Here is a 12,099-nt window from a genome sequence, read left to right as displayed (position 1 = left end):
TGTAATGATTAAATGAGGAAGTGCAATGACGAGAACGGCTCAGATCATTTGATCGATTTGGCCAATTTTAGCGATAAAAAAAGCCTAAGCTAGTGCTCAGGCGGAGAGAACCGGTTTTTACTTTTTAAACACGGCTCGGTACCATTTCATTAATGATAACCATGTAATTGGCGATACAGACCCGGAGTCACACCGGTCCATTTCTTAAAGGCACGGTGGAAAGTACTGGTTTCACTAAAGCCCACTTGTTGTGCCACATCTTCCAGCGTCAGATCAGGATTCAATAACAGATGAATTGCAGCATCACGGCGTAGGGCATCTTTGACCCCTTGATAGCTTTTACCTTCGGCAGCCAGACGACGGCGCAAGGTTTGTGGAGAAAGATATAACATCGATGCTACATCATTTAATGTCGGCATTTCTTCCCCAATCTGGCTCTTCAGCACATCACGGATTCTTGAAGTCAGTGAATTGGTGTTTTTAAACTTCACCAGCAGTTGGGCGGGTGCTGCTTTCAAAAACTCTTCCAGGGTTTCTTCATTCTGGCGAATTGGCAGATCCAGATAGTCCGCTGCAAAAGTAATTTCAGTGCGAGGCATGTCGAACTGCATCACGGGCGCAAAGAATAAGGCATCATATTCATCGGCATGGTTAGGGCGGGGATAGCTAAAGTGCACACGTTCCAATGGCAAACGGCGTTCGATAAGCCAGGACGCCAGACCATGCCAGATCATCAGCATACTTTCGGTAATGAAATGATCCGGATCCATTGCGTTTGGAATCAATGGCACCAGACGTGCTTCGTGTTTGTCGCGCTCCAGGGTCACCGACCAGTCATCACCGAAGAGTTTGTAGAACTGGGAAGACAGTTCCAGTGCATCACCCAGGGTTTTGGCATGAATGATAAGCTGGCACATGATGGCAAAAGTACCCAAACGACGCTGCTGTTTGTCAAAACCGACATGCTCGTCCTGGGTCACCATCCACAACATTTTTATAAAGCGGGTATATTGTTCAGGCGAAATACGCGCTTTTGGCTGATGCAGCAGTTCTGCTTCAATCCCGACGTGAGACAATAAAGTATCGACATCCATGCCCAGGCGCTTGACGCCAGATAAGGCCGCATTGACGAAATGGATACTGATCGTATCACGACTCATGTTTAATCCTTCAGTCTCTTTAATGTTCACTAATAATTGACCTAAATGACGAAAAATAATAAAGCAATGGCAATTTACAGGAATACCTTTGCTATTTTCTTACATATTAGATTGCCGAAACTATCAAGGTAAATGGCTGAACATGACATTGTTTTTATACATTTATATTTCTATGATACTGAAAAAAGCAATATAAGTAGAGCAAATACTCCAATGTCATATGCATTAAAAGGATTGAAAATCCTCGACTTTTCTACACTTTTACCCGGCCCTTTTGCCACCTTGTATCTTGCTGATTTAGGTGCAGAAGTTGTGCATATTGAATCACCGACCCGACCGGACCTGTTACGACTAATGCCACCCTTTGCCAACGGACAGGCGACTTCACAGAGTTATCTGAACCGAAACAAGCAATCGGTTGCGCTGGATTTGAAAGATCCTGCAAATATCGAACTGGTCAAATCCAAGATAGCAGATTATGACATTGTGATTGAGCAATTCCGTCCCGGGGTGATGCAACGTCTGGGCTTAGACTATCAAACCTTAAGTGAAATTAACCCGAAACTGATTTATTGTTCAATTACCGGTTATGGCCAGACCGGCACATATAAAGATAAAGCTGGGCACGACATTAATTATCTGGCGTTGGCGGGAATTTCAGGACATAGCGGTCGGGTGGAAGGTGGTCCTCCAGCGTTGGGAATTCAGGTTGCCGATGTTGCGGGCGGTTCCATGCATGCTGTGATTGCGATTTTGGCTGCTGTGATTGAACGTCAGCACAGCGGAAAAGGGCAATATATTGATATTTCCATGACCGATTGCGTGGTCACCATGAATAATCTGGCTGCTTCTGCCAGTCTGGTCGGCAACCAGCATCAGCAGCCTGAATCGGGGTATCTGAATGGCGGAACCTTTTACGATTATTATGAAACTCAGGATGGGCGCTATCTGTCAATTGGCAGTCTGGAGCCGCAATTTATGCAGGGATTGGCACAGGCTTTAGAGCTGCCGATTATTCTGGAAAAAGGTAATTCTTTTGCTCCGGAAGACCGTACTACAGTAAAGCAGGCGATTCAAAATAAAATCAAGACCAAGCCATTATCTGTATGGCAAACGCAGTTTGCAGCGCTGGATGTCTGTGTCGAACCGGTGCTTAAACTTGAAGAAGCGTTGCATTCCGATCTGGCCCAGCAGCGGGGCTGGGTGACACAGGTTCCATTAAAGTTCAATAGTCAGCAGACCGAAGCACAACTGGCATGCCCGATTAAATTTTCACGCTCAAAGATACGTTATGATTTCGTTGGGCAGTTTTTAGGGGAATCTGAAAATTGGTAGGGTTTTTAATAGCTTAATATATTGATGACGATAGGGGAGATAGAAAAATCTCTTTATGAAAATAAGTGCTAATGATTGAAGAATTAAAGCATTATTAGCTGAAAAAGGAAGTATGTGCGGTAAATGCTGATATCAGTGAAACTTTGGCAGGCTTATCAATAAAACCGCTATGAAATATGTATAAAAAGCATTTTATTGATAGGTTTAATCTCGCTATCCTTGCGCTCGATATAATAGAAACTACTAGCTGTACGCCATGTATTTATATACTGATTTTGATCAGCAACTGATTAATGAACGTGTTGCACAGTTCCGTGACCAAACGGAACGTTATTTAGCAGGCAAACTCACTGAAGATGAGTATCGTCCACTTCGTCTGCAAAATGGTTTGTACGTACAGCGTTATGCGCCAATGTTACGTATTGCAGTTCCATATGGCTTGATGAACTCAAAACAGCTTCGTAAAGTGGCTGATTTGGCAAAAGAATATGATCGTGGCTACGCGCATATTTCGACCCGTCAAAACATTCAGTTTAACTGGCCTGCACTGGAAAATGTGCCGAATATGCTAGCTGAACTGGCGACTGTGCAAATGCATGCGATCCAGACTTCGGGTAACTGTATCCGTAATACCACGACTGACCAGTATGCCGGTGTGGTTGCCGGTGAAATTGCCGATCCGCGTCCGACCTGTGAGCTGATCCGTCAGTGGTCCACTTTCCATCCGGAATTTGCCTTCTTGCCACGTAAGTTCAAGATTGCGGTATCTGCGCTGGAAGAAACCGATCGTGCAGCAACTGCATTTCACGATATCGGTGTCTATATCGTGCGTAATGAAGCAGGCGAAATGGGCTATAAAATCAAGGTCGGTGGTGGTCTTGGCCGTACTCCGGTGATTGGCAGCTTTATCCGTGAGTTCCTGCCACGTGAAGACTTGATTGCTTATTTGGAAGCAGTACTTCGTGTGTATAACTTGCATGGTCGCCGCGACAACAAATATAAAGCACGTATCAAGATTCTGGTCAAAGCTTTAACGCCAGCAGTCTTTGCAGAAAAAGTTGAAGCTGAATTTGCGCATACCGTTAAAACCTTGAAGATCGATGCTGCAACCTTGGCAAAAATGGATGAGAACTTCACGCCATTTGCGTATCAGGATTATGCAGACGAAGATTTCACTGAATTGTTTGCGCAATATCCAAAATTCAAACAGTGGTTTAACATCAATACCAATGCACATAAAGTGAAAGGCTATCGTATTGTGACGATTTCACTGAAACGTGCCGGAATTGCACCAGGTGATGTGACCACTGAAGAAATGAACCTGATTGCAGACCTTGCCGATCAGTACACTTTCGGTGAATTACGTACCACGCACGAACAAAATATCTCGCTGGTCGATGTGCCGCAAAAAGATCTGTTCGCCGTATGGCAAACCCTTGAGCAAAACAACCTGGCACGTGCGCATATCGGTTTCTTGACCGACATCATCTGCTGCCCGGGCGGTGACTTCTGTTCACTGGCGAATGCGAAATCGATTCCGATTTCTGAAGCGATTTCACGCCGTTTTGATGACCTGGATACGATTTATAATCTGGGCAAACTGGATTTGAATATTTCAGGATGTATGAATGCCTGTGGTCACCATCATGTCGGTAATATCGGTATTCTCGGTGTTGATAAAAAAGGCGCTGAATTCTACCAGATTACCCTGGGTGGTAATGCGGATCATGACGCTTCGATTGGTGACATTCTTGGACCATCATTTGCAGCAGACCTGGTGCCGGAGACCGTAGAAGAAATTCTGAATACTTATCTTGACCTGCGTCAGGACGGTGAAGAGTTTATCGATACTTATCGCCGTGTTGGCATTCAACCATTCAAGGAGCGAGCATATGCTTAATACCGCACTACAAGTGCTCTCTAAGGATGGCAGCATTGCAGATAACACTTACCAGTTGATTGTTGAAGATGGCGTTTTGCCGCAAGGTGATGTCGTTCTGACCGTAGAGCAGTTGGATCAAATTGCCAATGTATCAGGCAAAAAAGCATTGTACTTAACCGTAGATGCTTCGCCTGAAACCAATGAATTTCCGCTCGAGCAGCTGGATGCAATCTTTATTGAGTTTGCCGGTTTTAATGATGGTCGTGGTTATTCATTTGCTGCACTGCTACGTCGTCAGGGTTTTCAGGGTGAACTTCGTGCCACAGGTGATGTGTTCAAAGATGTGTTGAACTACATGAAGCGTTCTGGTTTCGATACTTTCGTGATTAAAGAAGGTAAAGATATTCAGGAAGCGGCAGCAGGTTTGGGTGACTTTACTAATCCTTACCAAGCCTCAACTGCGGTGGCACAGGCACATTATCAAACAGGTGCTTGATTTAAGTTAAGTTGCTGTAAAAAAGCCGGATTGATTCCGGCTTTTCTATGTTTTGATAAAAACCATCAACTTTCTTCAAGTTGACAGTTGATCATCCAGTGAACTCCAAACTGATCGCTAAAAGCAGCATAAAGTGCTCCCCAAAATGTCTTTTCTAGCGGCATCTCAATTTGACCATTCACTGATAAAGCATCAAAGAGTCGCTGTGCTTCAGTTTGCTCGTTAGCCTCTAAATTAATCGAAATATAATGGTTATTACCTTGAGTGAACACCGTATTGTTTTGTGCACAAAACTGATCATTCCTGTCAGAGGCCATCAGTTCGGTAAACTCATTGATGGGAAGTGAGATATGCAGAATTTTATTTTTATCTGTTTCAGATAGGGTGAAACCTTCTTGTGCAGGTAGTTCACCATAACGGGTCAGATTTGAAAATTCACCACCAAAAATGGAACGATAAAAATTAAAGGCAGCTTCAGCCTGGCCCTGGAAATTCAGATAGTGATTGAGTTGCATGGGAGAACTCCTTTTTGTTCTACTCCATTTAATCTACGCCGCTTTGCTGCGATTTAGGTGAGCAAGCTTTATGAAAATGTAAGCATAAAAAATCCCTCATTTAGAGGGATTTTTATATCCTCCTTCCTTCAGGGAAAGAGTTAGAGAGAGGGGGATATACAGGTCTCCCTCTTTAACAAAGGGAGATTTTAAAAGTTTATAGCAGTTCAATCGCTACCGCTGTTGCTTCCCCACCACCGATACAAAGTGCAGCAATCCCTTTTTTACCACCAGTACGTTTCAGCGCATGGATCAAGGTCAGGATAATACGTGAACCGGTTGAACCGACAGGATGACCAAGTGCACAGGCACCGCCATTGATGTTGACTTTTTCAGGATCAAGCTTGAACTCATCCATTGGACACATCGTCACCATCGCAAAGGCTTCATTGATTTCCCAAAGATCAACTTCTTCAGCTGTCCAGCCAGTTTTATCTAGCACTTTTTGAATCGCGCCTACTGGAGCAATGGTAAATTCGGAAGGATGTTGCGAATTTGAAGCATAGGCAACAATTCTGGCCAAAGGATTTAAAGCTTTTTCTGCTGCATTTTCAGCCGAAGTAATTACTAGAGCAGATGCACCATCTGAAATCGAGCTGGCATTAGCCGCTGTAATCGTACCGTCTTTGGCGAAAGCTGGACGCAAAGTCGGAATTTTATCAAGATTGGCATTGAACGGCTGTTCGTCTTTATCAACGATCACATCACCTTTACGGGTTTTAACTGTTACAGGCACGATTTCATCGGCAAAGTAACCTTCATTGACGGCAATTTGCGCACGTTTTAATGAACGAATCGCAAAATCATCCATCTGTTCGCGGGTATAACCTTTGGTATTGGCCATATCTTGCGCAAATGAACCCATCAAGCGACCTGTTTCAGCATCTTCGAGACCATCCAGAAACATATGATCTTTAATCTCGCCATGACCCATGCGAAAACCACCACGTGCTTTTGGCAATATATAAGGCGCAGTGGTCATCGATTCCATACCACCTGCAACCACGATTGAAGCAGAACCTGCTTTAATCATATCAGCAGCTTGCATGACGGCTTTCATACCTGAGCCACATAACTTGTTAATGGTCACAGCACCAGTAGAATCAAGAAGACCAGCTTGACGCATGGCTTGGCGTGCCGGGCCCTGCTTTAAGCCTGCCGGAAGGACACAGCCCATAATGACTTCTTCAACATCTGCTGGTTGCAGACCCGCACGGGAAATTGCCTCTTTAATCGTTACAGCACCCAGTTCAGGAGCAGTTACACTGGCAAGGCTGCCCTGAAAGCCACCCATGGCTGTACGTGCGCCATTGACAATTACGATGTCCGTCATTCTTCTATCTCCGCATGAGTTTTAATCAATTTTTTCAAACTTAAGCAGTATATTGAAAAAAACTCAGGATTGAAGGGTTAATCGCAGTGAAGCATAAACTGGATAGTTCTATTAACAGGAGGGGGGGCTTTCAACCCGGATATGTCCCATTTTGCTCAGTACAATACGCTGTTGGCTAGAAATGTGGGAAGAACAATAATAGAAACTGCCATTTGAACCAATTGGCAAGGCCGTATGTGCTTGATAGGTGACACTTGGTGAGCTCAAGGCTCCTCGCCAGCTCAGGTTACCGTATTTGAGATTAAGTACATCAATATGTAAAATTTTTTCACCCGTATCAATTTGCCTGTTTTTATTTTTATCAATAAAAACCAGCATGTTATTGTTCCATTGATTGGCCTGGCAAGTGAGAGTGTTCTGGCTGGGGCAGATCACAATATTCTGCTGAAACACTGCAGCCTGGCTGCGTGCATAACGATTAATTGCAGATAACTTGAGCGGAATATTTTTAGCTTCCTGCCGGGATCTATACTCGTGGAAGTAGGGTAGGGCGATACTGGCGAGAATTGCAATCACTGCAATACAGATAATTAACTCAACAATAGTAAACGCTCTTGTTGTTTTTTTATACATAGAGTTACCTGATTTATATATTATTTTTATAATAAAGATGCTATTAATTATACGTTTTTTATGCTTTATTGACCGTGTAAATTATTGCTTACTTAAGTTTCAAGAAAGCTGTTAAAATAATTGGCAATCACAATAGGTCATTCAGAATAAGAAATTGAGTAAAAAGTTACCGAATTACAACGGAAATTGTAAGTAATTTTGTCAATAATTTACTTGATTAAATTAATCAAGCACTTGGAAAAATAATAAAGTGTTTGTATGATGCCATGTGAATAGCTTAAGAATAATACTGGGGTAATAAAAAGCCTATCTCAGGATGGCCTATTTATAAGGCTTGAGCTTGAACAACAATTGTTATCTCTGGAGGATAAATCCATGAAAATGAGTCGTATTGCTTTAGCTATGCTTGTAGTTGCACCTTTTGCTGCTGCAAACGCAGGCGTAACTGTTACTCCATTAATGCTGGGTTATACTTGGCAAGACACCAAGCATAACAATGGTCAGTCCCACTTGTTATCTGCACAACTCGGTCAAGGCGAAATGCAAAACGACTTGTTCGTTGGTGCAGCACTTGGTGTAGAACTAACTCCATGGTTAGGTTTCGAGGCTGAATATAACCAGGTGAAGGGTGATGTTAACAAATCACTTCGTTATATTACTGATGGTCGTCCATCACAAGTTGAACCAGGCGCTGAGTATAAGCAAACTCAAATCAACGGTAACTTCTATGTTACTTCTGATTTAATCACTGGTAACTATGACAGCAAAGTTAAGCCTTACCTATTGGCGGGTGCGGGTCACTACAAATATAAATTTGATGGTGTAGGTCGTGAGAACAGCCCAACAGCTCCAGTACGTCGTGACCGCGGTAATACGTCAGAAGGTACTTTAGCAAATACGGGTATCGGTGCTTTCTGGCAGCTAAATGACGCGTTATCACTACGTACTGAAGCACGTGCTACTTATAACTTTGATCACGAGTTCTGGAACTATACAGCACTTGCTGGTCTTAACGTAGTTCTAGGTGGTCACTTGAAACCTGCTGCGCCAGTAGTTGAAGTTGTTCAAGTTGAACAGGTTGCTCCAGCTCCACAAGAGTTGACTGAAGATCTGAACATGGAACTTCGTGTGTTCTTTGATACTAACAAGTCAAACATCAAAGATCAGTACAAACCAGAAATCGCGAAAGTTGCTGAGAAGCTAGTTGAATATCCAAACGCTACTGCTCGCATCGAAGGTCATACTGATAACACTGGGCCACTTGCATTGAACGAACGTTTGTCTCTAGCTCGTGCTAACTCAGTTAAATCTTCACTTGTGAACGAATACAACGTAGATGCATCTCGTTTGTCTACTCAAGGTTTCGCTTGGAATCAACCGATTGCTGACAACACTACTGCAGAAGGTCGTGCGATGAACCGTCGTGTATTCGCGACAATCACTGGTAGCCGTACTGTACTGGTTGAAGGTCAACAACAAGCTCCAGCTGCTCAATAATTCGTTATTGAACACAGACTGAAAAAGCGACTCTAAGGAGTCGCTTTTTTTATGGCTGTTTTTTACATACACTTGTAGCTCTAAAATGATTTTGAGTAAAGGCATGAGTATAGAACTTCCTCAAGACTTGCTGAGTCTGGAAGCCAATAGCGGTATTTATGCGATTTGGATGATCTTTCATCATTATGGTATCGATCTACATATTCCTGACCTGGTGCAATTGACACGGCACGATGATGAGATGGGAACTTCAACTATTGCGCTAGCAGTTGCGCTCAAAACTTTGGGGCTGGATGTTACTTTCTTTACAGCATATGATGCGGATAAACAGCCCATTGAAGTTGAGTTTTATCAACAGGCTGAGAAACTGAATATTCCTGTACAAGAGCGGGTAATTCCTTATGCGGAGATTCAGCAGCAGATCGAAGCTGGCCGCTTCGTGATTGTTTTCTATGACACCTTAGAAGGGGTGGGTAATCATTCACTGATCTATGCAATGGATGAACACGAGATCAGTTTCTTTGACAGTTTTGATGCTATGCCGGCAGACGTTTTTGAGCAGCAGCGTCAAGCAGATGGGATCTGTCAGCAAGTGATTGTGATTGATGATCGTAATTTTGTCATGCGGCATGGTTAATCCAAGAAATTAAAAAATCAGCCCGTAGGCTGATTTTTTAATGAATGATGGTTTATTCCTGATCAAGTTTCATGGGTTGTACATCCATCTCTTGATAAGAAACCAGTTTAGATTTTTTCTTCCATTTGTAGCCCAACCAAATGGCCAGGAATAGTGGAATACTGATATAAGTCGAGAGAACTCCCATCCATTGACCTGCCAGCACATCTTGATAGTTTTGACCCAGGACGACAATCGTACAGAGGATAAAAGCAAACCAGGGAGCGAAAGGAAAGAATTTCGCGCGATAAGCCAGATCTTCCAGTTTATAACCTTGGGCTAAATAACCTTTACGGAAGCGGTAATGTGAAATTGCAATGCCAAGCCAGACAATAAAGCCACACATTCCGGACATGTTCAGTAGCCAGTTAAAGACTTCCTGTTCACCGAAGAAGGTCGTCAGGAAGCATAGAGCGGCGATCGCAGTAGTAGCATACAGCGCATTCATCGGTACACCACGTGGGTCCAGACGTGCAAACATTTTAGGTGCACTGCCTTTACGCGCCATATCAAACAGCATACGGGTAGATGAATACATACCCGAGTTACCCGCCGATAAAATAGCCGTCAAGATCACCGCATTCATGATACTGGCAGCAAAGGCAAAGCCGGCTTTTTCATAGAGCAGGGTAAATGGAGAAAGCGCAATATTATCGGTTGCGGCTGCCTGTAATAAACGTGGGTCATTATAGGCAATCAATGTGCCGATAATGAAAATACACACGATATAAAATAACAGGATACGCCAGAAAATTTGTTTGATAGCCACCGGAATGGTTTTCTTTGGATCTTTCGACTCGCCTGCTGCCACACCGACCATTTCGGTACCCTGGAAGGAGAATCCGGCAATCATCGCCACGCCAATTAACGCCTGAAAACCACCGACAAAGGGTGCATCACCAATGCTCCAGTTGGCAAATGCTTCAGCACCCGGGGTAAGCATGATTTTCACGATCATCCAGATTCCGATGATGATAAAAGCAATGATCGCGAGCACTTTCACCAGAGAAAAGAAAAATTCAGATTCACCAAAGCCTTTTACCGTCAGGGCATTAATCCCAAAAATAATGGCAAGGAAAATTGCGCTCCAGTACACGCCCGGAATATCGGGAAACCAGAATTTCATAATGAACTGAACTGCCACCAGCTCAAAAGCCACGGTAATGGCCCAGTTATACCAGTAGTTCCAACCCAGAGCGAAACCAAAACCACCTTCGACATATTTAGTGCCGTAAGTGAAAAATGCACCTGAGGTCGGGTTGTGCGTGGCAAGTTCACCCAAGCTGGTCATCAGGAAATAAATCATGATACCAATCAGTACATATGCGAGTAGTGCACCGCCTGGTCCAGCGTTAGCAATGGTCGCACCTGAGGCCAGGAATAGGCCTGTACCAATTGATCCGCCAATGGCGATCATATTCAGATGACGAGCACCCAGCTTACGCTGCAGCTGCATCGTATTTTGCGTTTCGCTCATCATGATTCCTTAACATTTTTTTTGGTGCTGGCGAAGAGCACTTTAAAGCCTTGTTGATCCGCTTTCACTGTGCAGCGACCAAAGTTTTGTTCAATCAGGGTAGGGTAGTTTAAGAAACGGTTGGCGACTATCCAGAGCTCACCGCCTGATTTTAAATGACGACGCGAAGTTTTACACAAGGTTTCACTTGCCGTGTAATCGGTCTCGATTCCCATATGAAATGGCGGATTGCTGACAATGGCGTGCAAGAATAAGGGTGCATCCGCAATGCCGGTGACCGCCTTAATTTCAATCTGTTCAGGAGTGAGCTGGTTTTCTTCAAAAGTCATTTGTGTAGAGGCCAGTGCAAAGGCATCAACATCCATCGCAAAAATCCGGTTTTTAGGATTCAACTTTGCCAGATACGCACTAATCACACCTGCGCCACAACCAAAGTCAGCGATTTTACCGGAGCTTACCTGTGACAAATAAGGTAATAACGTGGCAGTCCCAATATCTAAACGGTTTTGACTAAAGACACCCGGAAGGGCACAAATATTCAGATCACCATTTGGAGTGGATACGGTATAACGCTGTGCCCAGTCAGCAAGTGATTTTTTCTCGACCGTGTGATCTAGAACCAGTTGCCAAAGCTGGCAATGACGTGCGCTATCGAGTTTGAGTGTTTTACCAAAAGGCTGCAACTGTTTGGCTGCACGTTCTATCCCGCCTTTCTTTTCACCGACCAGAAAAATACTGCTGCCCGGTTTAAGCTGCGCTGCCACATTATGCAGTAAATAATTGAGCAGTTCTTTGGACTTAGGTACAAAAATAACCGCCTGATCAAATTCACCTTCAGGCATCTCTGCACCAAAATGCACATCTGCTTGTTGTGACTGGAAATATTGAAAATCATTAAAATTCCATGTCCAGACAGCGGGATTGATAGAGGCATCGAAGTCAGCGAGTAGATCATCTGTCGGTGCATTAATGAGTAAGATGCGACCCGACAAAAAATCATATTGTCTTAATAAAACTTCGCTTTTAGGATCCATGGGTATCTCTCCAATATAAAGA

Annotated in this window: 11 protein-coding genes; 5 read left to right on the top strand and 6 right to left on the bottom strand. The window is 43.7% G+C overall.

What is annotated here, in order from left to right:
• Positions 1-149: 149 nt before the first annotated feature.
• Entirely contained in the window at positions 150-1,160 is a 1,011-nt protein-coding gene (locus KUG37_RS07740) for an AraC family transcriptional regulator (protein WP_216936833.1), read from the bottom strand.
• Positions 1,161-1,373: 213 nt separating this feature from the next.
• Here KUG37_RS07740 and KUG37_RS07735 point away from each other — a divergent pair, with 213 nt between their 5' ends.
• The 3 genes from KUG37_RS07735 (at position 1,374) to KUG37_RS07725 (ending at position 4,873) form a co-directional block, all read left to right on the top strand.
• Positions 1,374-2,495 (top strand): CaiB/BaiF CoA-transferase family protein, encoded by a 1,122-nt coding sequence (locus KUG37_RS07735; RefSeq protein WP_216936832.1) that lies wholly within the window; start codon positions 1,374-1,376, stop codon positions 2,493-2,495.
• A 256-nt stretch (positions 2,496-2,751) separates the two neighbouring features.
• The gene (locus KUG37_RS07730) at positions 2,752-4,395 is read left to right on the top strand and encodes a nitrite/sulfite reductase (RefSeq protein ID WP_216936831.1); all 1,644 of its coding nucleotides are present in this window, start codon (positions 2,752-2,754) and stop codon (positions 4,393-4,395) included.
• On the top strand, positions 4,388-4,873 hold the full coding sequence (locus KUG37_RS07725) for a DUF934 domain-containing protein (protein WP_216936830.1): 486 nt from the start codon (positions 4,388-4,390) through the stop codon (positions 4,871-4,873). Before KUG37_RS07730 ends, KUG37_RS07725 begins: the two co-directional genes overlap by 8 nt.
• 65 nt (positions 4,874-4,938) lie before the next feature.
• Here the strand turns inward: KUG37_RS07725 and KUG37_RS07720 are convergent, their stop codons facing one another.
• From KUG37_RS07720 to KUG37_RS07710, 3 genes are all read right to left on the bottom strand, one after another.
• Complete coding sequence (locus tag KUG37_RS07720; protein ID WP_216936829.1) at positions 4,939-5,388, bottom strand: VOC family protein; 450 nt, start codon at positions 5,386-5,388, stop codon at positions 4,939-4,941.
• A gap of 196 nt (positions 5,389-5,584) precedes the next feature.
• Positions 5,585-6,760 (bottom strand): acetyl-CoA C-acyltransferase, encoded by a 1,176-nt coding sequence (locus KUG37_RS07715; RefSeq protein WP_216936828.1) that lies wholly within the window; start codon positions 6,758-6,760, stop codon positions 5,585-5,587.
• Between the two features lie 111 nt (positions 6,761-6,871).
• Positions 6,872-7,393: a GspH/FimT family pseudopilin gene (locus KUG37_RS07710; RefSeq protein WP_216936827.1), complete on the bottom strand. Its 522-nt coding sequence runs from the start codon at positions 7,391-7,393 to the stop codon at positions 6,872-6,874.
• Positions 7,394-7,768: 375 nt separating this feature from the next.
• On the opposite strand from KUG37_RS07710, the gene omp38 reads away from it, so the two are divergent.
• Complete coding sequence (gene omp38, locus KUG37_RS07705; protein ID WP_216936826.1) at positions 7,769-8,890, top strand: outer membrane protein Omp38; 1,122 nt, start codon at positions 7,769-7,771, stop codon at positions 8,888-8,890.
• A gap of 103 nt (positions 8,891-8,993) precedes the next feature.
• Complete coding sequence (locus KUG37_RS07700; protein WP_216936825.1) at positions 8,994-9,527, top strand: peptidase C39; 534 nt, start codon at positions 8,994-8,996, stop codon at positions 9,525-9,527.
• 52 nt (positions 9,528-9,579) lie between these two features.
• Here the strand turns inward: KUG37_RS07700 and KUG37_RS07695 are convergent, their stop codons facing one another.
• Together KUG37_RS07695 and KUG37_RS07690 are read right to left on the bottom strand one after the other, a co-directional pair.
• Positions 9,580-11,043, bottom strand: coding sequence for an amino acid permease (locus KUG37_RS07695; RefSeq protein ID WP_216936824.1), 1,464 nt, complete (start codon positions 11,041-11,043; stop codon positions 9,580-9,582).
• On the bottom strand, positions 11,043-12,077 hold the full coding sequence (locus KUG37_RS07690; RefSeq protein WP_216936823.1) for a methyltransferase: 1,035 nt from the start codon (positions 12,075-12,077) through the stop codon (positions 11,043-11,045). Before KUG37_RS07690 ends, KUG37_RS07695 begins: the two co-directional genes overlap by 1 nt.
• Between the last annotated feature and the right edge of the window lie 22 nt (positions 12,078-12,099).

Origin of the sequence: Acinetobacter sp. BY419 (assembly GCF_019038395.1) — a bacterium.
Taxonomy (GTDB): Bacteria; Pseudomonadota; Gammaproteobacteria; order Pseudomonadales; family Moraxellaceae; genus Acinetobacter.
This window is presented reverse-complemented; position numbering and strand designations above follow the sequence as displayed.

Bases quoted from the DNA above. Each gene is read 5' to 3' on its own strand.
- KUG37_RS07740 (WP_216936833.1), bottom strand. From the start codon at position 1,160: ATGAGTCGTGATACGATCAGTATCCATTTCGTCAATGCGGCCTTATCT.
- KUG37_RS07735 (WP_216936832.1), top strand. From the start codon at position 1,374: ATGTCATATGCATTAAAAGGATTGAAAATCCTCGACTTTTCTACACTT.
- KUG37_RS07730 (WP_216936831.1), top strand. From the start codon at position 2,752: ATGTATTTATATACTGATTTTGATCAGCAACTGATTAATGAACGTGTT.
- KUG37_RS07725 (WP_216936830.1), top strand. From the start codon at position 4,388: ATGCTTAATACCGCACTACAAGTGCTCTCTAAGGATGGCAGCATTGCA.
- KUG37_RS07720 (WP_216936829.1), bottom strand. From the start codon at position 5,388: ATGCAACTCAATCACTATCTGAATTTCCAGGGCCAGGCTGAAGCTGCC.
- KUG37_RS07715 (WP_216936828.1), bottom strand. From the start codon at position 6,760: ATGACGGACATCGTAATTGTCAATGGCGCACGTACAGCCATGGGTGGC.
- KUG37_RS07710 (WP_216936827.1), bottom strand. From the start codon at position 7,393: ATGTATAAAAAAACAACAAGAGCGTTTACTATTGTTGAGTTAATTATC.
- omp38 (WP_216936826.1), top strand. From the start codon at position 7,769: ATGAAAATGAGTCGTATTGCTTTAGCTATGCTTGTAGTTGCACCTTTT.
- KUG37_RS07700 (WP_216936825.1), top strand. From the start codon at position 8,994: ATGAGTATAGAACTTCCTCAAGACTTGCTGAGTCTGGAAGCCAATAGC.
- KUG37_RS07695 (WP_216936824.1), bottom strand. From the start codon at position 11,043: ATGAGCGAAACGCAAAATACGATGCAGCTGCAGCGTAAGCTGGGTGCT.
- KUG37_RS07690 (WP_216936823.1), bottom strand. From the start codon at position 12,077: ATGGATCCTAAAAGCGAAGTTTTATTAAGACAATATGATTTTTTGTCG.